The 25,451-nt window shown below is 64.7% G+C and carries 18 protein-coding genes; 15 read left to right on the forward strand and 3 right to left on the reverse strand.

All coding sequences use genetic code 11. From position 1 onward, the window contains the following. Positions 1-13 precede the first annotated feature (13 nt). The 6 genes from ACZ1II_RS15445 to ACZ1II_RS15470 all read left to right on the forward strand — a co-directional run bounded on the left by ACZ1II_RS15445 (position 14) and on the right by ACZ1II_RS15470 (position 8,893). Positions 14-625 carry a hemerythrin domain-containing protein gene (locus tag ACZ1II_RS15445; protein WP_465147236.1) on the forward strand — a complete coding sequence of 204 codons (612 nt, stop codon included), beginning with the start codon at positions 14-16 and terminating at the stop codon, positions 623-625. A 541-nt stretch (positions 626-1,166) separates the two neighbouring features. Continuing rightward, entirely contained in the window at positions 1,167-3,437 is a 2,271-nt protein-coding gene (locus tag ACZ1II_RS15450; protein ID WP_465147237.1) for an acyl-CoA dehydrogenase, read from the forward strand. Next, positions 3,434-4,732, forward strand: coding sequence for an acetyl-CoA C-acetyltransferase (locus tag ACZ1II_RS15455; protein ID WP_465147238.1), 1,299 nt, complete (start codon positions 3,434-3,436; stop codon positions 4,730-4,732). Before ACZ1II_RS15450 ends, ACZ1II_RS15455 begins: the two co-directional genes overlap by 4 nt. Next, a complete protein-coding gene (locus ACZ1II_RS15460) occupies positions 4,729-6,825 on the forward strand; it encodes a 3-hydroxyacyl-CoA dehydrogenase NAD-binding domain-containing protein (RefSeq protein WP_465147239.1) in 2,097 nt (698 codons plus the stop codon). The genes ACZ1II_RS15455 and ACZ1II_RS15460 overlap by 4 nt, the downstream gene beginning before the upstream one ends. After that, a complete protein-coding gene (locus tag ACZ1II_RS15465; RefSeq protein ID WP_465147240.1) occupies positions 6,822-8,651 on the forward strand; it encodes an acetyl-CoA hydrolase/transferase C-terminal domain-containing protein in 1,830 nt (609 codons plus the stop codon). Before ACZ1II_RS15460 ends, ACZ1II_RS15465 begins: the two co-directional genes overlap by 4 nt. A gap of 65 nt (positions 8,652-8,716) precedes the next feature. Then, entirely contained in the window at positions 8,717-8,893 is a 177-nt protein-coding gene (locus ACZ1II_RS15470) for a DUF3606 domain-containing protein (protein WP_465147241.1), read from the forward strand. A gap of 16 nt (positions 8,894-8,909) precedes the next feature. Here ACZ1II_RS15470 and treY read toward each other — a convergent pair whose 3' ends face one another. From treY to glgX, 3 genes are read right to left on the reverse strand one after another with little or no spacing between them, the layout of a single operon-like run. Then, positions 8,910-11,147, reverse strand: a complete 2,238-nt coding sequence (gene treY, locus ACZ1II_RS15475; protein ID WP_465147242.1) for a malto-oligosyltrehalose synthase — start codon at positions 11,145-11,147, stop codon at positions 8,910-8,912. Next, positions 11,144-12,874 (reverse strand): malto-oligosyltrehalose trehalohydrolase, encoded by a 1,731-nt coding sequence (gene treZ / locus ACZ1II_RS15480; protein ID WP_465147243.1) that lies wholly within the window; start codon positions 12,872-12,874, stop codon positions 11,144-11,146. The genes treY and treZ overlap by 4 nt, the downstream gene beginning before the upstream one ends. 29 nt (positions 12,875-12,903) lie before the next feature. Further along, positions 12,904-15,003, reverse strand: coding sequence for a glycogen debranching protein GlgX (glgX, locus tag ACZ1II_RS15485; protein ID WP_465147244.1), 2,100 nt, complete (start codon positions 15,001-15,003; stop codon positions 12,904-12,906). A gap of 285 nt (positions 15,004-15,288) precedes the next feature. Here glgX and ACZ1II_RS15490 point away from each other — a divergent pair, with 285 nt between their 5' ends. The 9 genes from ACZ1II_RS15490 (at position 15,289) to ACZ1II_RS15530 (ending at position 25,450) form a co-directional block, all read left to right on the forward strand. Beyond that, complete coding sequence (locus ACZ1II_RS15490; RefSeq protein WP_465147245.1) at positions 15,289-15,543, forward strand: hypothetical protein; 255 nt, start codon at positions 15,289-15,291, stop codon at positions 15,541-15,543. A 340-nt stretch (positions 15,544-15,883) separates the two neighbouring features. Then, positions 15,884-18,046, forward strand: a complete 2,163-nt coding sequence (locus ACZ1II_RS15495) for a catalase (RefSeq protein ID WP_465147246.1) — start codon at positions 15,884-15,886, stop codon at positions 18,044-18,046. Between the two features lie 167 nt (positions 18,047-18,213). Continuing rightward, positions 18,214-19,167 carry a cytochrome c oxidase subunit II gene (gene coxB / locus ACZ1II_RS15500; protein ID WP_465147310.1) on the forward strand — a complete coding sequence of 318 codons (954 nt, stop codon included), beginning with the start codon at positions 18,214-18,216 and terminating at the stop codon, positions 19,165-19,167. Continuing rightward, positions 19,164-21,686, forward strand: a complete 2,523-nt coding sequence (locus tag ACZ1II_RS15505; protein ID WP_465147247.1) for a cbb3-type cytochrome c oxidase subunit I — start codon at positions 19,164-19,166, stop codon at positions 21,684-21,686. Before coxB ends, ACZ1II_RS15505 begins: the two co-directional genes overlap by 4 nt. Further along, positions 21,683-22,063 carry a hypothetical protein gene (locus ACZ1II_RS15510; RefSeq protein ID WP_465147248.1) on the forward strand — a complete coding sequence of 127 codons (381 nt, stop codon included), beginning with the start codon at positions 21,683-21,685 and terminating at the stop codon, positions 22,061-22,063. The genes ACZ1II_RS15505 and ACZ1II_RS15510 overlap by 4 nt, the downstream gene beginning before the upstream one ends. Continuing rightward, the gene (locus tag ACZ1II_RS15515; protein WP_465147249.1) at positions 22,060-22,656 is read left to right on the forward strand and encodes a cytochrome c oxidase assembly protein; all 597 of its coding nucleotides are present in this window, start codon (positions 22,060-22,062) and stop codon (positions 22,654-22,656) included. The genes ACZ1II_RS15510 and ACZ1II_RS15515 overlap by 4 nt, the downstream gene beginning before the upstream one ends. Beyond that, on the forward strand, positions 22,653-23,660 hold the full coding sequence (locus ACZ1II_RS15520; RefSeq protein ID WP_465147250.1) for a c-type cytochrome: 1,008 nt from the start codon (positions 22,653-22,655) through the stop codon (positions 23,658-23,660). The genes ACZ1II_RS15515 and ACZ1II_RS15520 overlap by 4 nt, the downstream gene beginning before the upstream one ends. Before the next feature lie 67 nt (positions 23,661-23,727). Continuing rightward, entirely contained in the window at positions 23,728-24,171 is a 444-nt protein-coding gene (locus ACZ1II_RS15525; protein ID WP_465147251.1) for a pyridoxamine 5'-phosphate oxidase family protein, read from the forward strand. A 25-nt stretch (positions 24,172-24,196) separates the two neighbouring features. Next, positions 24,197-25,450, forward strand: a complete 1,254-nt coding sequence (locus ACZ1II_RS15530; protein ID WP_465147252.1) for an NAD(P)/FAD-dependent oxidoreductase — start codon at positions 24,197-24,199, stop codon at positions 25,448-25,450. Position 25,451: the final 1 nt, after the last annotated feature.

Raw genomic sequence — 25,451 nt, forward strand, 5'->3', positions numbered from 1 at the left:
TTGGGATGGATCGATGAATGCTTCGGAAGAAGCGATAGTTTGCGGCAAGCCGTCCAGTCGCGATTCTAGTTCGTGCACCGCTGGGAACGAGTTCCTGAGCCGTTCGCTTAGTGCGAAACATGCGAACAAGAAGGATGCCATGACGGACGTGTTTACCGATGCCATCGCCCTGTTGAAAGCAGAACATCGTAAGATGAAAGATCTATTTCGGCAATTCGAACACGCGAAATCTGCGTTGCGCAGGAAGGAATTGGCGCAAGAGATTTGCAGTGAAACAGAAGTTCATCTACAGATAGAAGAAGAGATGTTCCATTCATGTTTCGACGGAAATGAAGACCACGAGTCAGCGAAAATGATGGTGCGCGATATTAAAGCAGCTTTGGCTAGAGATATCGCCTTCACGTCCATGGTTGCGGCGCTTTCCCGGCAAATCGGCCTCCACATCCATGACCAGGAAAGCCTGTCGGGGGGACTGTTTGCATCGAGCCGAAAATCCGGCCTCGACCTTATTGAGCTGCAAAAGCAGATTGAAGTACGTAGGAAGGAACTTCTCGTTCAGTCTGAATTGCGCGGCCCGGCGGCCGCCCAGGCAGCAGTGCCAGACGAGTTCCTTGCCGCCGCTTGATGCCGCCATTTGATAGACGTTAGTCGAGGCTCTTGCCGCAAATCGATATTCACGACACGCAAGGCAAATGCAAATGATCAGGCTTGGATGATTGGTCTGGATAATACTGCAATTTATTCGTTTTCCCGCCTCAGCCTCGAGGGGCGACTGTTGCGTTCCAGCTGGTCTTGAAAAGCGGCCCTCCCGTAACCGGTCAGAAAGGCGGTTCCGGCCGGATCCTGAACGATCCAGATTTTCGCTATGTTTCTGGGAACGACGTGCCAAGTCGCCTCGATCGAACGCCAAGCTCCATCTAGCGTCAATTCCTCCCCTGGATGAAAGTCCTGCGTTTCGGCGCCCATATACGAGATTGCGCTGACCAAACGAGGCCGGGTTGAACAGCGCCAAAAGATTACGCCGGAAGGTTGGCGGGGCTCGGCAATCGAGCGCCCTGTTCACGGTCTGTCAGGGTGCCGGGCGCAACCTTTGGAGGCGGGGCCCGCATTGCGATGGATCATCTCCGCTCGCTGCGCGTTGAAGTGGCTGGAGAAGGAGCCTGAAAATGTCGCCTGTCACTGCTGCCGTTACCGGCGCTCGCCGCGAATTGTTGACGCGGCCTGTACTCTCGCTGGTGCAGTCCGCCCTGCCCGCGCTGTCCGCCACCGAAAACGAGGCGATCGAGGCCGGAAACACCTGGTGGGACGCCGCGCTCTTCACCGGCAATCCAGACTGGGAAGCCCTGCTCGCCGTACCGCCTGCTACGCTGACGGCAGAGGAACAGGCTTTCATGGCCGGACCCGCCGAGAGGCTCTGCGCGATGATCGACGACTGGCGCATGACCTGGGAAACCCACGATCTGCCGCCCGAGGCCTGGGATTTCCTCAAGCGCGAAAAGTTCTTCGGCATCATCATTCCGAAAGAGCACGGCGGCCTCGGCTTTTCCAATTTCGCCCATAGCGAGATCGTCCGCAAGATCGCGACGCGCTCGGTCTCCGGCGCGGTTACCGCCATGGTTCCAAACTCGCTGGGACCGGGCGAACTGATCCTACGCTTCGGCACCCCGGAGCAGCAGGAGTACTGGCTGCCTCGCCTGGCTGACGGGCGCGAAATCCCCGCCTTCGGCCTCACCAGTCCGGAAGCCGGATCGGACGCCGCGGCGATGGTCGATGAAGGCGTCGTCTGCCGGGGCGAGTGGCAGGGCGAAGAAGTGCTCGGAATCCGCCTCAACTGGCACAAGCGCTATATCACTCTCGGCCCGGTAGCGACGATCCTCGGCCTTGCCTTCAAACTGCGCGACCCCGATCATCTGCTCGGCGGAGAGGACGAGATCGGCATCACCGTCGCGCTGGTGCCGACCGACCTACCCGGCGTCAGCATCGGGCGCCGTCATATCCCCTCGATGCAGACCTTCCAGAACGGACCCAACCAGGGCAAGGACGTGTTCGTTCCGCTCGAAAACGTGATCGGCGGACCAGAACGTGTGGGTCAGGGCTGGAAGATGCTGATGAGCGCGTTGGCCGCAGGGCGCGGCATCTCGCTGCCCTCCCTTTCGGCGGCGGCGGGCGCTTTTGCGGCGCATACGACCGGCGCCTATGCGAGGCTCCGCTCGCAGTTCAACCTTCCGATCGGCAAGTTCGAGGGGATCCAGGAACGACTCGCCCGGATCGCAGGGAATGCCTATCTACTCGACGGCGCGCGGCGGCTTACTTGCGCCGGGCTCGATCAGGGCAACCATCCCGCCGTGATTTCCTCGATCCTGAAGCTCCATGCGACCGAGCGGATGCGCGTCGTCATCAACGATGCGATGGACGTCCACGGCGGCAAGGCGATCATCGAGGGGCCGCGCAACTACATGGGCAGCCAGTACCGCGCCGTGCCGGTCGGCATCACCGTTGAGGGCGCGAATATCCTGACCCGCAGCCTGATGGTCTTCGGCCAGGGCGCGATCCGCGCCCATCCCTATCTGCTCGACGAGATTCGCGCGGTGGGCGATGCCGATCGCGGGCGTGCGCTGGCGCAGTTCGACCGGGTGCTATGGAAGCATGTCGGTCACGCGCTCAAGACCGCGATCCGCGCTTTCGTGCGGAGCTGGAGCGGCGGCGTCTTCGCCCCGGCGCCGAGGGCCGGAAAGGCGACGCGCTACTACCGCCAGATGAGCCGTTACGCCGCCGCCTTCGCCTTCTGCTCGGACATCGCCTTCCTGACGCTGGGCGGCGAACTCAAGCGGCGCGAGCTGCTCTCGGCAAGGCTGGGCGACGTATTGTCCGAACTCTACATGCTCTCGGGCGCGCTCAAGCACTGGGAAGACGAGGGCCGACAGGACGACGATCTGCCGCTGCTCGACTGGTGCATGCAGGGCGGTTTCGCGAGCATCGAGCAGAGCTTCGCGCAGATCATCGAGAACTTCCCGGCCCGCCCGGTCGGCTGGATGCTGCGGCTCTTCGTTATGCCCTGGGGGCGCCGCCGCCATGGCCCCTCCGACCGCACCGTGCGCCGCTGCGCCGAAATCCTGCTCGAACCCTGCCCGGCGCGCGACCGCCTGGTCGAGAACGTCTATATCGGCGGTGAGGACGAAGCCGTCGCGCGGCTGACCGAAGCCTTCCGCAAGACCGTCGCCACCCAGCCGATCCACGACCGCATGAAACAGGCCCGTATCCGCGATGCCGACAAGGCGCAGGCGGCGGGACTGATTTCCGCCAGTGAGCGCGAAAGGCTGCGGGAAGCCGACGCTGCCGTTGCCGAGGTCATCGCCGTCGACGACTTCGCGCCCGAGGATCTGGTCCGCCCTTCCCCCGGTCAGTCTGAGAGACTGCTGCACGAGGCCGCCGAATGAGCCGCGCGGTCTATATCGTCGACGGCGCGCGCACGCCGTTTCTCAAGGCGCGCGGCGGTCCCGGTCCGTTCACGCCGGTCGATCTTGCCGTGCAGTGCGGACGCCCGCTTCTGCTTCGCCAGCCTTTTGCAGCGGGCGATATCGATCAGGTGATCCTCGGCTGCGTCAACGTCATCGCCGACGAGGCCAACCCGGCACGCGTTGCCGCGCTGCGGCTCGGCTGCGGGACGCAGACCACCGCCTTCACCGTCCAGATCAACTGCGGATCGGGGATGCAGGCGATGGACACCGCCTATCGCTACATTGCCGACGGCGGCAGCGACCTGATCCTTGCGGGCGGGGCCGAAGCGCTCAGCCACGCACCACTGGTGCTGCGGCAGGACGCGGTGGAATGGCTGGCGGCGATGCAGGGCGGCAAGGACGGTCCGCTCGGCAAGCTGAAAGCGGCGGCGCGGTTTCGGCCCGAGTTCCTGAAGCCCATCGTCGGCCTCGAACGCGGTCTGACCGATCCGATCACCGATCTCGGCATGGGCCAGACCGCCGAAGTGCTCGCCCATCTTTTCGATATCTCGCGCGAGCAGGCCGACGCCTATGCGGTGGAAAGCCACAAGCGGCTCGCACGCGCACAGGCCGAGGGTTGGCTCAAGGGCGAACTCGTACCCGCCTTCGCCCGCGACGGCACGGTCTACGATCATGACGACGGCGTCCGGCCCGACAGCGCTGCGGACAAGCTGGCCAAGCTGCGCCCTGCCTTCGAGCCGCCCTACGGCAAAGTGACGGCGGGCAACAGTTCGCAGATCACCGACGGCGCCTGCTGGACGATCCTGGCGTCCGAGGAAGCGCTCGGGAAATACGGCCTGACGCCCCGCGCGCGGATCGTCGACAGCCAATGGTCGGCGCTCGATCCGGCGATCATGGGCCTCGGCCCGGTGCTGGCATCGACGCCGCTGCTGAAGCGCGCCGGGCTTGAACTGAGCGACATCGACCTCTGGGAACTCAACGAGGCCTTCGCCGCGCAAGTTCTCGCCTGTCTGGCCGCCTGGGAGGACGAAGGCTTCTGCCGGGGTGTCCTCGGCCTCGACGGCGCGGCGGGCAGCATCCCGCGCGAGCGCATCAATGTCGATGGCGGGGCGATTTCGCTGGGTCATCCGGTCGGCGCCAGCGGTGCGCGCATCGCGCTTCATCTGGTTCAGGCGATGGAGCGCCTCGGCAGCGCGCGCGGCATTGCCACCGAATGCATTGGTGGCGGCCAGGGCGGTGCCATGCTGATCGAACGAATGGGAGCAGGCGCATGACCATGCAGGACCCGGTATGGGCCTATCTGAAGGACCGCGACCTCACCCTCGGCCCTCCGCCGCACAAGTCGGAAGCGCTGCGTCACTGGACGCTGACCCGCGATGCGCAAGGCGTCGCCTGGGCGGTTCTCGACAAGCAGGGCGCGAGCGCAAACACCCTGTCTCAGGATGTGCTGAAGGAATTCGCGCGGATCCTCGATCAACTCGACGAACGCATGCCCAAGGCCCTCGTCATCCGCTCCGCCAAGCGCGAAGGCTTCCTGGCGGGCGCAGATATAGCCGAATTTCGCGGCGTGACCGACGAAGCCGCGATCCGCAGCCGCATCGCGGCGGCCCATGCCGTGGTGGACCGGCTCGCGGCGCTGACAATCCCGACCGTGGCCGTCATGCATGGCTATGCCATGGGCGGCGGTCTCGAGATCGCGCTCGCGTGCCACCAGCGCATAGCGGTGGAAGGCACGCGTTTCGGTTTTCCGGAGGTGCAGATCGGCCTTCATCCGGGCCTCGGCGGCACGGCCCGCTTCACCCATACTTGCGATCCGATCAAGGCGATGGGTTTCATGCTCACCGGCAAGACGATTCACGACCGGCAGGCCAAGGCCATGGGTCTGGTCGATGCCGTAGTGCCCGAGCGCCATGTCCAGGCGGCCGTCGATGCGGCCGTGGCAGGTACGCTCCCGCAGGCGCGGCAAAACCTGCTCGACCGGGCGAAGGACAGCGCGCCCGCCCGCCGCATCGCCGCCCGCCAGATGCGCGCCGAAGCCGAGCAGCAGGCGCCCTCCGCGCATTACCCGGCGCCTTACGCCCTCATCGACTTGTGGGAGGAGCACGGCGGCGACCTCGACGCGATGAAGCACGCGGAAATCGCCTCCTTCGCGCGGCTCATGCTGACGGACACCGCGCAGAACCTTATCCGCGTGTTCTTTCTGCGCCAGAAGCTCAAGGACCTCGCGGGAGAGGCGGTATCGCCGATCCGGCACGTTCACGTCATCGGCGCGGGCGCAATGGGCGGCGATATCGCTGCCTGGTGCGCGTGGAAGGGCCTGCGAACCAGCCTTTCCGACGTAAAGCCGGAGCCGATCGGTGGCGCTCTCGGCCGTGCCGCCAAGCTCTACGAAAAGATCGCGCACGGCGACCGCCTGAAGCTGCGCGACGCGCTTGACCGGCTGATCCCCGATCCGGACGGGCTCGGCATCGCGCAGGCCGATCTCGTGATCGAGGCGGCGCCGGAAAAGGCCGAACTCAAGCGCAAGCTCTATGCAGAAGCCGAGCCGCGCATGAAGCCCGGCGCGATTCTGGCGACCAATACTTCGTCCATCCCGCTGCCGGAACTGCGCGAGGGGCTGGCGCGGCCGGAACGGCTTGTCGGCATCCATTTCTTCAACCCGGTCTCGCGCCTCGATCTGGTCGAAGTGATTGCACACGACGCACTCGCGCCGGACGTGGAAACGGCGGCGCGCGCTTTCGTCGGGCGGATCGGCAAGCTGCCCGCCCCGGCCCGCAGCGCGCCGGGCTTCATCGTCAATCGCATCCTGACGCCCTACCTGGCCGAAGCGCTGATCCTGATGGACGAAGGCCTCGCTCCCGAAGCCATCGACCGCGCCGCCACCGACTTCGGCATGCCGATGGGGCCGCTGGAACTGGCTGACCAAATCGGGCTCGACGTGGCGCTGGACGTGGCCGCAATGCTGAAGCGCGAGCTTGGCTGGCCCCTGCCGGACGCGCCGCAGTGGCTTTCCGATAAAGTCGCGGCAGGCGACAAGGGCCGCAAGACCGGCAGGGGCATCTACGCCTGGCAAGACGGCAAGCCGGTGAAAACCAAGGCCGAGCCCCCATATCCGGAACTGGCCGACCGGTTCATCCTGCCGATGGTCAATACGGCCGTCGCCGTGCTGCGCGAAAAGGTCAGCGACGATGCGGACGTGATTGACGCGGCCATGATCTTCGGCACCGGCTTTGCGCCTTTCAGGGGCGGCCCCATCCATTACGCGAGGGGACGCGGGATCGAGGAAGTCGTCACCGCGCTTCACGCGCTCGAAGAGCGGCACGGCGCCCGCTTCGCGCCCGATACGGGGTGGGACGCCCTGCGGTGAGCACCACACTATCCGACCCACACGAGGTCGCGCGGCGCATTGTCGAACATACCGGCGGAAAGGTCGTTCTCGGCCTGCCGCTGGGGCTGGGAAAATCGCCGCATATCGCCAATGCCCTCTTCGAGATGGCCCGCGCCGATCCCGCCATCAGCCTCTCGATCTTCACCGCGCTGACCCTGGAGAGGCCTCCACTCGGCAGCGAACTGGAGCGGCGTTTCCTCGAACCCGTGTTCGAGCGGACCATGGGCGGCTACCCCGAGTTCGCCTATGCCGCGGCCCAGCGCGCCGGAGACATGCCGCCCAATATCGAAGTCAACGAATTCTTCTTCCAGGCCGGAAGCCGCCTTGGCAATGAAGCGGCGCAGCGCAGCTACATCTCGGTCAATTACACCCATGCCATGCGCTGCCTGATCGACCAGGGTGTCAATGTGATCGCCCAGATCGTCGCGCGCCGGGGCGACCGCTTCAGCCTGAGCTGCAACACCGACATGACGCTCGACCTGCTGGCAGCCCGCGACACGGGGAAGGCCGATTTCCTGCTTGTCGGCCAGGTCAACGACGAACTGCCATTCATGACCGGTCCCGCCGAACTGACTGCCGACCGTTTCGCGATGATCCTCGACAGCGAGGACACCCACTTTCCGCTATTCGGCCCGCCCAAGCAGCCGATCAGCCCGGCGCAGCATGCGATCGGCATGCACGTCGCCTCGTTGGTCCCCGACGGCGGCTCGTTGCAGATCGGCATCGGCGAGATCGGCGATGCCGTGGCCGATGCCCTCATCCGCAGGCACCGCGAGCCTGAGCGCTTTGCTTCCATTCTGGCAGACGTTACGGTCGGTACGCACCCGGCTGTCGAAACCGCGCCTTTCGAACAGGGCCTCTACGCGCCGACCGAAATGCTGGTCGACGGTTTCCTCGAACTGCTTCGGGCAGGAATCCTCAGGCGCGAAGTCGAGGGGGCTGTGCTGCACGGCGGTTTCTTCGTCGGCCCTCGCAGTTTCTACGCTGCCTTGCGCGAGTTGGATGAAGAGACGCGAGGCCGCATCCATATGCGCGGGATTTCCTGGATCAACGCCCTTTATGGCGACGAACAGGCCAAACGCGCCGCCCGCGTAGGTGCCCGTTTCGTCAACAGCGCGATGATGGTGACGCTGCTGGGCGCGACCGTCTCGGACGGGCTGGAGGACGGACGCGTGGTCAGCGGCGTCGGCGGTCAGTACAATTTCGTCGCTCAGGCGCTGGAACTCGAAGACGCCCGCTCGATCATCACCCTGCCCGCAACCCGCCTTCATGATGGCGAACTGTGCTCCAACATCGTGTGGTCCTATGGCCACGAGACGATCCCGCGCCATTTGCGCGATATCGTAGTGACCGAATACGGCATCGCGGACTTGCGCGGAATGAGCGACGAGCGGGTGATCCAGCGCCTCGTCGCCGTCGCCGATAGCCGGTTCCAGGACGAGCTGATGGAGGCTGCGCGAGAGACAGGCAAGCTCGCAGAAGACTGGGAACCGGACGAAATCCATCGGCACAATTTGCCAGATCGGTTGACATCGGCCCTGCCCGGCTCCGAGTTCGCGCCCTATCCGTTCGGCACCGACTTCACCGCCGTGGAGCAGCGGCTTCTGCCGGCGCTTCAGTTCCTGTCGCAAGCTGCGCACCGGCCTACTTCTCTGGCGGGGCTGATGGCGCGCGGACTTGCCGTCACCGAACCGAGCGCGGAGGAAACCGAAGCACTCGAACGGATGGAACTGGCCGAGCCTCGCGGCGTCCGGGAGCGCAGTTACCGCGCCCTGGTGCTGGGCGCACTGCGGCATGAGGACTGAATTGCACTTTTCAGGATCGCGAACATCCGCTCGCGCGTTAGTTCTACATGAAAAGGAGCATGCCGATGCCGGATGACAAGGCGGAAGCCGTACCGCTGGATTGTTCCAGGATTTCGCTTCATGACGAGCGCGAGGTCGCTTACTGGACGGAACGTTTGCAGCTCGATCGGACCCGGCTCGAAAGCGCCGTCAGGGTTGTCGGGCCGGAGGTCGAAGCGGTAAAGGCGCTGCTCAGGCGATGACCGCGAAACGGACCAGTTACTCGAAGATACGCACCTGCCATTCCTCTTGAAGCTTCCGCTGCGGCAGGGGCATTTTCACTGCAATCGACTTGCTGCCTAGCGTGCGAACGACACGCCAGCAGTCGTCTTCCTCCGTGAGGGTGTATTTGCCCCTTGTGAAGAGATCGGCATGGCCACGCCGAAGATGCAGCAACGTGCGGGTAAGGCTCCGTTTGCGCGCCGAGAGCGCAGAAGATTCGCTTCTGTTCTCATCAGGACTGCCAAAATCCACGGCCCGGCGATTGTCCGGATCGGTGAGCTGCGAGGCAAGGAATTCGCAGCCCTGATAGATGTCGGGAATGCCCGGCGCCGTCAGCTGAAGCATGACCTGCGAGAGCACGATCTGTTCGCGGCGCTTTTGGAACCGGTTCCATTCGTCCGCTGCACCACCCTCCCCCTCCACGATAGCGTCCAGCAGCTCCCGGCCGAGATCGGCAAGTCGGCCTTCGGCGACTTCGTCCGGAGCCTCGTGCTGCGACAGGTCCTTCGCCTCGCGCATCGCTTTCGACAGGTGGGCGCACAGCCGCTCCGCCGCGTACGGCTCGCCGCGTAGCATCAGCGCCGATTGCAGGACATAGAGACCCCAACGCGGCGGAAGATCGTGTTTCTTCGCGCTTTCTTTCGCCGCCGCAAACAGGCGTTCGGCAAGGTCCGGAAAATGACCCAGCGCTATGACTGCCGCCCGCGCGTCGGCGGAGCGCTTGGTATCATGTGTCGACAGCGTATCGAGGCCGAGCGGCCACCGCGACGCCCGCCCCTGCATGAGCGTTGAAAATTCGCCGATCGTCATTGCCGTCAGATCCGGCTCGGCACCGACTTCGCAAAAAGGAAGATAGGCCGTCATCCGGAAGAATACGGTGTCCTCCTCGGACTTGGCTGTAAGGGCGCCGGTCAGCTGTTCGAAGCGGCTGGCGAAAAGGCGCGCTGCCCCGTCCGTTTCAGTATCCCGAGCAGCGGCATGGAGGAGGTCCAGCAGTTCGCCCGGCAAGCCGGGTGCGCGCAGCGCTTCGAACCGGGGGCCCAGAGGATAGCCGTCCGCTGCATAGGAACGATAGACCGGCCAGTTCACCGCCAGATCCGCGACAGCTTCGGCAAGCCTGCTGCGCGCCTCGGCCGCAACCGATCCCAGCGCGGTCGATGCAGCGGCTTTCACCCGGCGCAGTTCGGGAGCGAGCGAGGTTTCAAGCAATTGCTGGCGCACCGTTCGCACTTCCGCCTGCATGTGCTCGGGGACCGCTCCGGCGGCGGCATTTCTCATGACGGCAAGGCCGTCAGGACTCGTCAGAAGCCGGGTCACCGGGGTCATGAATTCGTAGCCGGTCATGCCCTCGATCGGCCAGTTCTCGGGGGTATCCTCGCCCTGCTTGACGATCTTCTCGGCCCAGACCGGCACCGTCTTCACCGCTTCGCGCAGCCGCTTCAGATAGCCGCCGGGGCGCGCCAACCCGTCGATGTGGTCCACCCTGAGACCCTGGATACGCCCGGCGTCCACTTGCGCCGCGATCCAGCGATGGGTGAGATCGAAAACCTCGGGGTCTTCCTGAAGGACGCCGATCAGGCTGGTGATGTTGAAGAAGCGGCGATGGGTGATCGCATCCGCCGTCTCGCGCCAGTCCCCGACGGACCACCACTGTTCGGAAAGCAGTGCTGCCAGACTCTCCGCGTCGAGTCCCTCTGCTTCCACCAGCCGCCGAGCCAGCGGTGTCGCGCGCAGCGGATAGGTCTCTGCATAAATCGCCAGAGCGGGGTCCTGCGCAGTGCCCGCCATCGCGATCTGCCCGTTCTCGAGCACGGCCGCGACCGTGCCGTCCAGTACCGGGAAGTGCAGCGGCCCCTTGTCCCAGTCGATATCGAAGACGCGGGCGAACCGGCTGTTCCGACCGTGGCGCAGGATATCGGCAAGGAAACGGTTTTCCGGGGTGAACGCCATGTGGTTAGGCACGATGTCGAGTACCAGGCCGATCCCGGCATGGCGCGCCGCATCGCTGAGGGCGATGAACGCCGCCTCCCCGCCAAGCACGGGATCGACGGCATTGGGGTCGATGACGTCGTAGCCATGGGTCGAACCCGAGGCCGCATGGAAGAGCGGCGAAAGGTAGAGGTGGCTCACTCCGAGGTCGCTCAGGCGGGGTAGCAGGCCTCGCGCCTGATCGAGGTCCACGCCATTGCGGAGTTGCAGACGGTAAGTGGCGACGAAAGAAGGAGAACCGGTCATGCAGGAAGCTCCGCAAGGAGAGCGGCGGAAAAGGCAAATTGGCTGGCCCCGTCGGCAATGACGAAGAGCGGATCCTGGTGCGGTTCGAATGTTCCCTCGCCAAGCCGCGCGCGCAGCGCCAGTCGGGCCTCTCCGAAGTCCCAGACCGCATCGATTGCCGCCCCTCCCCGCTTCACCGTGACCCGCGGCGAGGCGTTCGCGGCCAGCAGTGGCATGACATGGGCGCGCCGCAAGGCAAGGAGGTTGCCAACGAAGCGCGCGTGCTCGAACTGTTCCTGGCGCAGCGGGCAGCCAATCCTCGACGCCTGGAACGTCTCCGGCGAGATCGGATCGGGAACGTCGCCGCCGAAAGCCTCGAACTGTGCGAATTCTTCGGCGCGGCCCTTGCGGACAGCTTCCGCGAGATCGCCGGTGAAGTCCGCGAAGAACAGGAACGGCGCATCGGAGAGGAACTCGTCGCCCATGAACAGCATCGGCACGAAGGGCGCCAGCAGGGTCAGCGCGGTGACGACGCGAAGCGCGGTGCGATCCGTGGTAAGCTGGTGCAGGCGTTCGCCTCTCGCCCGGTTGCCGATCTGGTCGTGGTTGCCGAGAAAATTCACGAAAGCGGTGCGCGGCAGGGCGCCGGAAGGTTCCCCGCGAAGATGCTGCGAGGCCCGACGTTCCTGTCCCTGCTCGACATAGCCGTCACGCAAGGCCGTCTCGATATCGGCGAGCGGATCGACGGCGAACGGCGCGTAATAGGCCTCGTTCTCTCCAGTCAGCAGGCAGTGTATGGCGTGATGCCAGTCGTCGTTCCAGGTCGCGTCGAACGGGGCGTCGGGGATGAAATAGCGCGCAAGGTTGCGCTCGTCCTCGGTAATGAGGTGGACCGGGCGCCCCCAGTCCTCGGCCCGCACGCGCGCGCCCAGTTCGTCGAGGAAATGGACGGCGGAATGGTCCTCGATGGCATGGACCGCATCGAGCCGCAGCCCGTCCAGCCGATATTCGCTCAGCCAGTAGAGCGCGTTCTCGATGAAATAGTCGCGCACGGCGGCGATTTCGTAGGCAATCCCCTGCCCCCAGGGCGAGCGCCGTTCAGCATGGAAGAATGCCGGGTTCCAGGCTGCAAGGTAGTTTCCCGAGGGGCCGAGGTGGTTATAGACGACGTCCAGCACCACCCCCATGCCGAGCGCATGGGCCTTGTCGACGAAGCGCCGGAAATCGTCCGGCGTGCCATAGGCATTATGCGGAGCGTAAGGCAGTACCCCGTCATAGCCCCAGCCGCGCCGGCCATCGAACTGGGCAACCGGCAGAAGTTCCACCAGGGTGATCCCTAGATATCGGAGGCGGGGCAGTTCTTCCTCCGCGGCGGCAAAGGTGCCTGTCTCGGTGAAAGTGCCGAGATGCAACTCGTAGACGACCGCATCGCTCCACTGCAGGCCGCTCCAAGCGCTTTGCCATTCGAAGGCACCGGGATCGACCAGCAGCGAAGGGCCATGAACATCGCCCTGCTGCGCGCGCGCTGCGGGATCGGGATAGGCAGTTCCATCGACGACGAAGTGATAGGCCTCGCCCGCTAAGCCTGCGGCCTCGACGCGCCACCAGCCGTTCGGCTCCCTTGCCAGCGCAGCAGGACCGTTGACGAGTGCCACCGAAACTGTCTCGGCCTCCGGCGCCCAGAGGCCGAAGCGCCAGCGTCCGTCCTGCAGCGGCTCGGCGCCCCAGGAATTCGGCCAGGATGTCACCCGGGATTTGGCGAAAGGGGATGAGCCGCTCATTCCGGCGCAAACACGCAGACGCTCGCGGCCGGAACGATCGCCGAGCCGTTCTCCACCGCCTCAGGCCCAAAGGCATCCTCGCGCGCCGTATCGAGTACCCGGTGCCACTGCACGATGCCGTTATGCTCGGGCAAAGTGAACGTGACTTCGTCCCCGGCATTGAGCACGATGAACAGCGGCCGCTCGCCTTCGACGAAAGCCTCCTGCGCGGAATAGCTCAGGAAGAACCCCAGGACACGCAGCTCTGCCTGGCCCCATAGCTCGGCGTCCATTTCCCGGCCGTCGGGCTGGTGCCATGCGATCTCCACTCGGCCGTCTTCGCCAGCCTCGCCGCTCAGGAAATTGTCTTGCGCGAGCACTGGATGGTCACGCCGGAAGGCGATCATGCGCTTGCAAAAGTCCACCAGCACTTCGTCCTTGGCTTCCCAGTCGATCCACGCAGTCTCGTTGTCCTGGCAATAGACGTTGTTGTTGCCCTTTTGGCTGTTGCCCAGTTCGTCCCCGGCGAGGATCATCGGTACGCCCTGGCTGAGCAGCAGGGTCGCCAGCATCGCGCGGCGGCGCTGGGCGCGGGCCGCTGCAATTTGCTGGTCCTCCGTCGGGCCTTCTGCGCCCATGTTGTCGGAGAGATTGTTATCGTGTCCGTCGGCCCCCCCTTCACCGTTCGCCTCATTGTGCCGGTCGTTGTAGGAGACCGTGTCGAGCAGCGTGAAACCGTCATGCGCGGCAAGGAAATTGATCGACGAAGTCGCCCCGCGATCGGAGTGGTTGAACTGCTCCGGCGAGCCTATCAGGTGGTTGGCCAGATCGCCTACCAGCGCCGGATCGCCGCGCCAGAAGCCCCGTGCGGTGTCGCGGAACTTGTCGTTCCATTCGCGAAATGGATAAGGAAAGCCCCCAACCTGATAGCCGCCGCTGCCCACGTCCCAAGGTTCGGCAATCAGTTTCACCCCGGAGAGGATCGGGTCCTGCCGGATCGCGTCGAAGAACCCGCCCTCCCGGTCGAAGCCCATGGCCTCGCGCCCGAGCGTCGAGGCAAGGTCGAAACGGAACCCGTCGACATGCATGGCCTGGACCCAATAGCGCAGGGAATCCAGCACCATGCGAATGACCATCGGATGCGCGACGCTGAGCGTATTGCCGGTGCCGGTCTGGTCGAAGCTATAGCGCGGGTTCTCGGGCGAGAGGGCATAGTAGCTGGCATTGTCGAGGCCGCGGAAGCACAGGGTCGGGCCGCGCTCGGAGCCTTCGGCGGTGTGGTTGTAGACCACGTCCATGATGACCTCGATGCCCGCCTGGTGGAAGCGCTTCACCATGTCCTTGAACTGGCGGATAGCGGGCGCTTTCCCCCGGATCGGACCGAGATAGCGCGGCTCCGGCGCGAAATAGCCGAGCGTCTGGTAGCCCCAGTAGTTCGACAGGCCCTTGTCCAGCAACATGCGGTCGTCGAGGAAGAACTGGCAGGGCAGCAGTTCGATCGCCGAGACGCCGAGCTTCAGCAGATGATCGAGAATGGGAGGGCTGACCATGCCGGCATAAGTACCGCGCAGCTCCTCGGGAACGTCCGGGTGGTTCATAGTCAGCCCGCGCACATGGGCTTCGTAGATCAGCGTCTCGCCCCAGGGCCGACGGATGGAATTGTCGCCCTCCCAGTCGAAGGCCGGGTCCTGCACGACGCCCTTGACCATGAACGGTGCGGAATCGCGCCCGTCGAACGTGAGGTCGTCCCCCGTCGAAAGATCGTAGCCCCAGAGCGCATCATCCCATTGCAAGGCACCGGCGATCTCGCGCGCATAAGGGTCGAGCAGTAGCTTGTTAGGATTGAAGCGGTGGCCCTGTTCCGGTTCGTAGCGGCCGTGGGCGCGATAGCCGTAGAGCTGGCCGGGCTTCGCGCCCGGAACATATCCGGAGAAGATCGATCCTTCGCGGCTGGGCATTTCCAGCCGCGCCAGTTCCTCCGCACCGTCCGGCGAGAACAGGCACAGTTCCATGGCCTCGGCATGTTCGGAAAAGATCGCGAAATGGGTCCCGTCCCCCGTAAACTCCGCGCCCAGTTCATGCTGCTGCCGCTCCGGCTTGGCAAAGGCGAAAGTCATGGTTTCATCCCTCGATCGCTTTGCACGAGAATGGTTCGGGACGGCTCGGCGCGTTTCGAAGATCTCATATGCCCCCTGCGTCGGTGTTGGGTCCGGCGAAACAAATCACGATGCGCCTCCCGGTTCCTTCGCCGCCTGCAACTTCGATCGTCGCTTGTTCCTGCCGCTGGCCGGGATTTGCCGGGAACAGCGCTCCGCATCATCATTTTTCCGAAATGGAGCCTGCGAATTTGGTTTCCGCAGGGAACGAATGCCGAGATATCCAAAGGCGAGTGGCATCGGGAGATGGCCTGGGTGAGAGACGTCCTGCAATATTATGGTGCAAGCGCCGCCGTGCTGGCCTCGCTGCTGGTTTCGCTAAACCTCGGCAGGCTATGGACCGGTGCGGCGATGGCGATCTTCGTTTCCAGTTCACTCGCGCTGATCGCCTGGGGATTTCTCAATCCTGACAGTGAAGGGATCGGCTGGCAGAACGTGATCCTGCTCGCCATCAACGCAATAGGTGTGTGGCGCTATCTCATCGCAGGCCGCGGACAATAGCGCGCAGATTGTTCGAGTCACTACCGCCCCGCACCTGGCGGAGAAATGCGGCCCGCGAAGGTTTCCCGTGTTGATCGGATTTCCTGGGCGATTCACGAACCGGAAGGCAGGATTGGTTTCATCGGTACCGGTGAAGAGGGACCGGGTCTTCAAAACCGGAGAGGGTGAAAACGCGTTCCGACCAAGCGCTGGGCCTATCCGGGTTGCTGCCAGTCGCGGATAGCGGCTCGGCTCAAACCGTTTTCGTCCGAGCGCAGCGGCATTCTTCGCGAGGGGACAACAGGAACCCATGTTCCTGGCGCCGGTTGAATCCAGCAAACCAAAAGCCCGAGGACAGTCCATGGCAACCCGCGATACCTCACTAACGCCCGCCGTATCTCCTGCCGCGACGAATTCTCTCGATCAACACCAACCGGGATCGGGAAATGCCCCGCACAAGAACGAGACCGGTAACGGCGGAGAAGTCCATCAGGATGTGAAGTCTGAGGACGCCGGCCCGGAAAACTTTCTGACCGATAACTTCGGTCACCGTATTTCCGACAACCAGAACAGCCTCAGAGCAGGCGAGCGCGGGCCGACCCTTCTGGAAGATTTCGTCCTGCGCGAAAAGATCTTCCACTTCGACCACGAGCGCATCCCCGAACGCATTGTCCATGCGCGCGGCTCGGGCGCGCACGGCGTGTTCGAATGCACCAAGGCCATTCCGGAACTCACCAAGGCATCGATCTTTCAGAAGAAAGGCGAAAGCTGCCCGGTCTTCGTGCGCTTTTCGACGGTGGCAGGCGGCGCCGGGTCGGTCGATACGCCGCGTGATGTGCGCGGATTTGCCGTCAAGTTCTATACCGATGCAGGCAACTGGGACCTCGTTGGCAACAATATCCCGGTCTTCTTCATCCAGGATGCGATGAAATTTCCCGATCTCGTCCATTCTGTGAAGATGGAAGCCGACCGCGGCTATCCCCAGGCCGCATCGGCGCACGATACGTTCTGGGATTTCGTCTCCCTGATGCCGGAGACGATGCACATGATCATGTGGGCGATGTCGGACAGAGCCATCCCCCGCTCCCTTCGCATGATGCAGGGCTTCGGCGTCCATACCTTCCGCTTCGTCAACGCTTCCGGCGAAGGCAAGTTCGTCAAGTTTCACTGGAAGCCGGTTCTGGGACTGGAATCGCTGGTCTGGGACGAAGCCGTGAAGATCGCGGGCGCCGATCCGGACTTCCACCGGCGCGACTTGTTCGAGGCGATCGCGGCTGGTGATTTCCCGGCCTGGGATCTTGGCGTGCAGGTCTTCGACGAGGAATGGGCCGAAAAGCAGCCCTACGACGTGCTCGATGCCACCAAGCTCGTTCCGGAAGAAGAAATCCCGGTCGAAATCGTCGGCCGCCTGACGCTCAACCGCAATGTCGACAATTTCTTCGCCGAGACCGAGCAAGTGGCGTTCCTGCCCAGCAATATCGTGCCGGGGATCGATTTTACCAACGATCCGCTCTTGCAGGGCCGGTTGTTCTCCTATCTCGATACCCAGAAGTCGCGGCTCGGCACGACGAACTTCCACCAGATTCCGATCAATGCGCCCAAATGCCCGTTCCACAACTTCCAGCGTGACGGGATGATGCAGACGCTGGTTCCCACCGGCCGCGCCAACTACGAACCGAACAGCCTTGCCGAGGCAGGCGAGAGCGGCGGTCCGCGCGCCGATCCACAGAGCGGCTTTTCCACCTTCACCGAAAATGCCGAACGCAATGAGCCCGAAAGCAAGCTGCGCATCCGCGCGGAACTCTTCGCCGACCATTACAGCCAGGCCCGGCTGTTCTATCGCTCGCAGACGGAGAGCGAGCAGGCACATGTTGCCTCAGCCATCGTGTTCGAGCTCTCGAAAGTCGCGCTCGCCCACGTGCGCGAAAGGGTGGTCTCGCGCCTGCGCAACGTCGACGAGACGCTGGCCGAGCGCGTGGCGGAGGGGCTGGCTATGAAACTGCCGAAGCAGGCCCCCGCCGCGCGCGAACCGATCGAGATGGCGCCTTCCGACGCGCTCTCAATCCAAAAGAACGCGCTCGCCACGCTGCAAGGTCGCAAGATCGGCATTCTCTTCGACGAAGGATCGGACAAGACCGCCATCGACAAGCTCAGGAACGACATCGAAACGGCCGGTGGAACCGCCTTCCTTGTGGCTCCGAAAGTCGGAGGGCTGAAACTGAAGGGCGGCACGCTGCAGGCGGACGGGCAGCTTGCCGGTTCGCCGTCGGTCCTGTTCGACGCCGTCGCCTCGATCCTCATGCCCGAGGCGGCGGAGAAGCTGGCGATTCAGGGCGCTGCGGTTCAGTGGTTCATGGATGCTTATGGTCACTGCAAGACCATCGCCCACTGCAAGGGCACTCAGGTGATCCTCGACAAGGCGGGCGTGGAGGCGGACGAAGGCGTCGTGCCGGTCGAAGGGTTTATGGACGTGGGTGCCATTCGGCACTGGGCGCGTGAACCCAGGGTCCGGGATCTCGCCTGAAGCAGCGTTGCGTCCGGCAGGCAGAAGGCCAGCAACTTTTTGTAACAGGGTTATCGAACGGTATCGGCGAACCGTCCTGTCCCTGAGGCGTTGCTACCGGACGCCTCAGGGAAGAAAGCCTTTTGCCAAAATCCTTTGCCGGAAAACTCCTGGCCCTGTGGCCGCTGATGCTGGGTGGCTGCAACCGCCACCAGTCGGCATTGGCCCCATTCGGGCTGGAAGCGCGCTCGACGCTATGGCTTACGATCGTACTTGTGGCCGGAGGTCTGATCGTAGCCCTGGGTGTCGCAGCAATCTACACAGTGGCCGTACGCGCACCGGAAGGAAGGCTCTCACACGAGCGCGGCATGCGCCTTGTGCTCTGGCTCGGCGCTATCGTTCCGACAGCGGTCTTGACTGCACTGCTGATTTGGTCCCTTCCCGCCATGCGTCCGTTGGCCGCCGCCGGGCAGGACTTGCACATTCGGGTCGAAGGCGAACAGTTCTGGTGGCGCGTTACTTATCGGGAGGCAGGTCGCGAGCCCCTGCTTTCCGCAAATGAAATCCGCCTGCCGGTCGGGCGGACGGTCGTGTTCGATCTCACGGCAACCGATGTGGTCCACAGCTTCTGGATACCCGGCCTCGCGGGCAAGATGGACATGATCCCCGGCCGCACGAACCGACTTGTCGTGAAAGCCGAAAAGCCGGGCAGATATCGCGGTGTCTGCGCCGAATTCTGCGGGCTGAGCCACGCCCTCATGGCTTTCGACGTCATCGCCATGGAGCCCGCTGCCTTCGACGAATGGCTTGCGGCTGCCCGCGTGCCGCCGCGCCGGAACAACAAGTCCGTCCCCGACCGGGGCGCGGTGATCTTCGCGCGCGAGGGTTGCGGAAGCTGCCATTCCGCGAGCGGCGGCTCATCTGCGAAAATCGGCCCCGACCTCACCCGCTTTGGCGAGAGACGAACGCTCGGTGCGGGCATTCTCGCGCCGACAACCGAGAACACCGCAACTTTCATCCGCGATCCGCATCGCTTCAAGCCCGGCGCCCGCATGCCTGCCTATCGCCACTTGCGGCAGGACGAGGCGCTGGCCCTGGCGGTCTGGCTCGAGCAAGCCGGTAAGCAGGAGGCGAAGCGATGAGCCTGCACGACCAGGACGACCCCACCCTCCGCGCCGCACAGGAGCAGCGCCTGCGCGAAGTCTGGGCGCCGCCGAAAGGCCTGTTCCTGCGCTGGACGGACACCAACAACAACCAGGTCGGCAACTGGTACGTCCTCACCGCGTTTGCGTTCATGCTCTTCGCAGGCGTGCTGGCACTCATCATGCGGACGCAACTGGCCGTTCCCGACAACGATCTCGTCGGCCCCGGCAAATTCAACCAGCTCTTCACCCTGCACGGCTCGGTGATGATGTTCCTCTTCGCGGTGCCGATGTTCGAGGCCGTCTCGATCATCCTCCTGCCCCAGCTTCTGGGCGCACGCGACCTGCCGTTTCCGCGCCTCTCGGCTTTTGGCTACTGGTCCTTCCTGCTCGGCGGGGTGTTCGTCTCGGGCTCGATCTTCTTCGACGCCGCGCCTGACGGTGGCTGGTTCATGTACCCACCGCTGACTACGCGGACGGACCTCTCCGGTCTCGGCGCCGACATCTGGATGCTCGGGCTTTCCTTCATCGAGGTCTCTTCGGTCGCCGCCGCCGTCGAACTGATCGTCGGCGTGCTCAAGTGCCGCCCGCCGGGCATGCGGCTCAACCTCATGCCGCTCTATGCCTGGTACATCCTGGTCGTGGCGGTGATGATCCTGTTCGCCTTCCCGCCGCTGATCGCGGGAGACGTGCTGTTCGAAATGGAGCGCCTGCTAGACTGGCCCTTTTTCGACGCCTCGCGCAGCGGCGATCCACTGCTCTGGCAGCACTTGTTCTGGATCTTCGGTCATCCCGAAGTCTACATCGTCTTCCTGCCCTCGATCGCGCTCTTCGCCATGCTGGTGCCGACCTTCGCGCGGCGCCACCTGCTGGGCTATCCGTGGATCGTGCTGGCGGCGGTCGGGACCGCATTTCTGTCCTTCGGCCTCTGGGTCCACCACATGTTCGCGACCGGGCTGCCGAAGATCAGCCTCGGCTTCTTCTCGGCCGCCTCGGAAGCCGTGGCGATACCGACGGCGGTGCAGATATTCGTCTTTATCGTGACCTTGTGGGCAGGCCGCGTGGTCTGGTCGACGCCGCTGCTCTACGCGACCGGAAGCCTCGCGATCTTCGTGATCGGCGGGCTGACCGGCGTGATGGTGGCACTGGCCCCCTTCGACTGGCAGGCCCACGACACCTACTTCGTCGTCGCCCACCTCCACTACGTGCTGATCGGCGGCACGCTGATGCCGCTTTTCGCCGGGCTCTACTATTACTGGCCGCTGGTGACGGGCAAGAAATTGTCCGACCGGCTCGGACGCACCGCCTTCTGGCTGGTCTTCGCCGGCGCCAACCTGTGCTTCTTCCCGATGCACCTCTCCGGCCTCGAAGGCATGCCGCGCCGGGTCTTCACTTATCCGGCGGACCTTGGTCTCGGCGGCCTCAATCTCGCCTCCACCATCGGTTCCTTCGTGATCGCTGCCGGGGTCGCGGTGATCGTGCTCGACCTTGTCCGCTCCCCCTGGCGGCCGCGTTCGCCGCGCAATCCGTGGCAGGCCGGAACGCTGGAGTGGCTTGCCCACCCGGAGGACGAGAACTGGGGCATCCGCTCGATCCCGCTGATCGAAAGCCGCTATCCGATCTGGGACCAGGAAGACTTCGTGCGCAAGGTGGACGAAGGACGCTACTTCCTGCCCGACGCCGAGGAAGGTCGCCGCGAGACGATCATCACTTCGGTGCTCGATGCACGCCCGATCTCGGTCATCCGCCTCGGCGCGCCGAGCTGGAAGCCGATGCTGACGGCACTCGCGCTTGGCGGGGTGTTCATCCTGACGACGTATCATCTCTACTGGCTGGCGCTCGTCTCGGGCGTAGCGACGCTCGCCATGGTGCTCTGGTGGCTCTGGACCGGGACCGCGGAAATCCCCGAGAAGCCACGCAAGCCGATCGGCCACGGGATGGAACTGCCGCTCTATATCTCGGGGAGCGCATCGCCGGGGTGGTGGGCGATGTTCATCACCATGATGGCGGACGCGACTGCCTTTTCCGGTCTGGTCTTCGGTTACTTCTTCTTCTGGACCCGGCACGAGGCCTTTCCCCCGCCCGAAATGGCCTCGGCTCCAGGCATGGCCTGGCCGCTCCTCGCGCTCGCACTTGGCCTCGCGGGCTGGCTCGCGACGATCGCGGCGCGCGAGGTCCATGCGCGGGGGGCTGTCGGCATGGCGCGCCTGCTTCTGCTGCTGGGCCTGGCGGCCAGCATCTCAGGCGTTCCGGCAGGCCTTGCCGGGCCTTGGCTCTCCGGCATGGATCCCACCACGCACAGCTATCCGGCCATCGTCTGGACCCTGGCGATCTGGGCCTGCCTCCATGCCGCCGTCGCCGCGATCATGCTGGCTTATGTGCTGGCACGCAGCCTCGCAGGCCGGATGACACCCCGTCACGACGCCGATCTCCGGAACGTCGCGGTCTACATGCACTTCTTCGCGCTCACCGCCGTGGTCGCCTATGCCACCATCGGCCTGTTCCCGGAGGTGGCATGAGCGACGAGAAGCGCAAGTGGCACGAGCGGCTGCAAGTCACGCTCTGGACGCTGATCGTCCCGCCGACGGTCTGGGCCGTCCATTTCCTGTTCTCCTACCTCTGGGCCGCGATCTCCTGCGCCAAGGCAGGCGTCTTCGCCGAGTTCCCCACGCTCTTCGTCGCCGGGACCGTGCTGGCGCTGGTAGCCATCACGCTCTCGGGCTGGATCGCCCACCGCCAGACCCGCCTGCGCGGCGATCCACCCCCGCACGAGCAGGGCACCGACATCGACCGCCTGCGGTTCCTCGCGAAATCCACGCTGCTGCTGGCAGGCCTGAGCTTCGTCGGCGTGCTGTTTACCGCCCTGCCCGTGGTCTTCATCGGAGACTGCCGGTGAAGCGGGCGTCGCTCATTAGCGGCCTCGCGCTGCTGCCGATGGGCTGGGCTGTCGCGCCGATGGGCATGACCGGCCATATGACCGGGCACATGATCGCGGTCGCCATTTCCGCGCCGCTCTTGGCTGTAGGCCTCGCGGGAGGTCCTTTCGACCCCGCGCGGCGCTGGCCCCGCGTGGTGACGCCCATGGCGATGATGCTGCTTGAACTCCTTGCGGTCTGGTCCTGGCACTTGCCCGCGCTACGGCGTCTGGCCATCGGGGTTCCCGCCCTCGCCGCCGCCGAACACGCCATCTTCCTTGCCGCCGGGCTCCTGCTCTGGAGCGCAGCGCTTCACGCCCCGAGCCGCGCCGCCGGGATCGGGGCATTGCTGCTAACCTCGATGCACATGACCTTGCTCGGCGTGCTGATCGGCCTTGCACCGCGCCCGCTCTACGCCGCGCACCGCCATGCCGCGCCGTTCGGTCTCGAGGCCCTCGCCGACCAGCAGCTCGGCGGTGTGGCCATGCTGGTGATCGGCAGCGCCAGTTACCTTCTCGGCGGTCTCACCCTGCTCGCTGGCCTGCTCAAGGTCCGACCGGAAACCTCCACATGACGATCAGACTGACCTGGAAGCGCCTCGTTCTCGGCCTGCTCGCCCTCGCCCTGCTCGGCATGGGTTTTGCCTGGTCGGGACTGTTTCCGATCGCCGCCTCGTCGGGCCACTGGCCGATCACCGACTGGTTCCTCCACTGGACCATGCAGAACTCGGCGCGGACCTACAGCACATTCCAGACACCGGAGGAGGTACGCGACGACAGCGCCTTGGTCAGCGCAGCCGGACATTTCCGCCAATCCTGCGCGGTCTGCCACGGCGCTCCCGGCGCGCCGCCCTCGCCGGTCATGCAGGCCGCCACTCCGCCCGCGCCGGATCTTGCGAAGACGGTGGGAGACTACAGCGACCGCGAACTCTTCTGGATCGTGCGCCACGGCGTGAAGTATACCGGCATGCCCGCCTGGCCCGCCGCCGAACGTCCTGATGAAGTGCGCCGCATGGTCGGCTTCCTGCGCCGCCTGCCCGGCATGAGCGCCGAGGACTACCGCGCCCTGATCGCTGCTCCTCCGGGGCCGCTGGCGCGCTGCACGGGATGTCACGGCAGCGACGGCCAGGGGCGCGGGCAAGCCGACATCCCGGTCATCGCCGGGCAGAAGGAGCAATTCCTGTTCTCTGCCCTGCGCGACTTCGCGTCCGGAAAGCGCGAGGGCGCTGTGATGGAGGCTGCGGCCAGCGGCATGACCGAGACCGAAATGCACACAGTGGCACGATATTTCGCGGGCCTGCCCGGCCTTCGCTCTGGTTTGCCCACGCAGAGCCATCCCATCGCCGACCGGGGCCTACCCGGCAAGCAGCTTCCCGCCTGCCGCTCGTGCCACGCGCCGGGGAAGGCCGCCCCGGTCCTGTCAGGTCAGCGCCGGGAATACCTCGCAGCGCGGCTGCGCCAATGGCGGGGCGAGGAAGCCGTGATCGATGCCCGAAAGCCGCGCGATCCGATGGCCGTCATCGCCCGGCGCATTCCGGAGGACGAGATCGACGGCCTCGCCGAGGCACTTTCCCGCTGAAGATCGCGCATCGAATACCATCCTCACGCGTTGTCTCCACAGACATAACCGGAAGAGGATGGCCCCGATGACATGGACGCTTGCAGAGCTTTCCAGCAAGATGAAGGATATCGACTTCGCGATGCTCGCGACCCACTCGCAGGGCGGAGCGATCGCAGCGCGGCCGATGAGCAACAACCGCGAGGTCGATTACGACGGCACCGCCTGGTTCTTCACCGAGGACAGCGCCCTGATGGTGGCTGACATCGCGGCCGACCCCAAAGTAACCTTGTCCTATCAGGGCAAGTCCGGATTGCTCGGCCAGAGGCCGTTCTTCCTCGCCGTAGAAGGCCATGCGAGGCTCGTTCGCGAGAAGTCTGCGCTTGCCCGGCACTGGACAGACGGCCTTGATCGCTGGTGGCCGGAAGGCCCGGATACGCGCGGCCTCGTCCTGATCGAAGTCGCTGGCGACCGGGCCCATTACTGGGACGGTGAGGAGGAGGGCGAACTCGTTCTGACACGCACCTCATGATCCAGCCCCCCGAATGGAAAAGGGAATGACGGCGGGCATTGGCGGGGGCACCTCCCTCCCCCTGACGGAGGCGCGGGACCTGCGGACCGGCAAGGTTCCATGGCGGGAAAAGGACTGGCTTCCGCCAGCCAGCAGTGAACTGCCTACAAACCATGTCGACATCGCCATCCTCGGCGGCGGCATCATGGGATCGATCCTCGCCGAGAGGTTGAGTGCGGCTGGACGCACGGTCGCGATCTGCGATCGCCGCGCTCCCGGAACAGGAAGCACGGCCGCCTCGACGGCGCAGCTCATGTGGGCGATGGACGTTCCCCTCACCGCGCTTTCTAATCGGCTTGGCGAACAGGAAGCGGCGCGGCGGTGGAAGCGCGTTTTCACCGCTCTGGAACGCTTCGGTCGGCATCTGGACACCATCGGCGGGGATCTGAAGCAGGATAGTCCAACCCTCTATCTCGCCGGTGACGTGCTTAGTCCTGACGCTCTTGCCGCCGAAGCCGCGCTCCATTGCAGGCACGGTCTGCCCTCCTGTCTTCTCGCAGCCGAGGAGGTAGCCGAACGCTTCGGCATTGCGCCACGGGCAGGCCTAGTGTCGACCGGCACATTCGCCATCGACCCGGTGCGGACCTGCCATGCCTTGCTGGCGCGTGCACAAGCCCGACGGACTGCGATCGCCTATCCCGTCGATATCGCCGCGCTCCATCCGTCGCCGCGCGGTATCGTATTGGAAACGGCGGAAGGTCGATCTTTCGTAGCCGGAAAAGTCATTCTTGCGACCGGCTATGAAAGGGCTCGCCTGTTCCTGCCCGAAGCCTTCTCGCTGCTTTCGACATTCGCGATCGCCACCCGGCCCGGCACCGCTCCGGTCTGGAAGGAAAACGCCATGATCTGGGAGGCCAGCGATCCGTATCTCTACGTGAGAGCAGGGAATGACGGCAGGATCATCGCGGGCGGCGAGGACATCGAAATTGCAGACAGCGAGACGCGGGACCGAGTGCTTCCGGGCAAGGCGGGCGCCATTGCCGCCAAGCTGGCAGCGATGCTCGGGCAAGAAAAGATCGACTGGGACTGCGAGTGGGCGGCAACGTTCGGCAGTTCCCCGGACGGCCTTCCCGCGATCGGTCCGGGCCGCAACATGGAACACCTCTGGATCGCTGCAGGTTTCGGCGGGAACGGCATTGCCTTTGCCGCACTGGCCGCCGAAATCCTGGAAGGCGCTCTGAACGGCACGCCTGACCAGGACGCGCCCTGTTTCGCCCCCTACCGTTTCGACAACGAGTAGA

This window comes from Novosphingobium sp. BL-S-20, assembly GCF_055521635.1.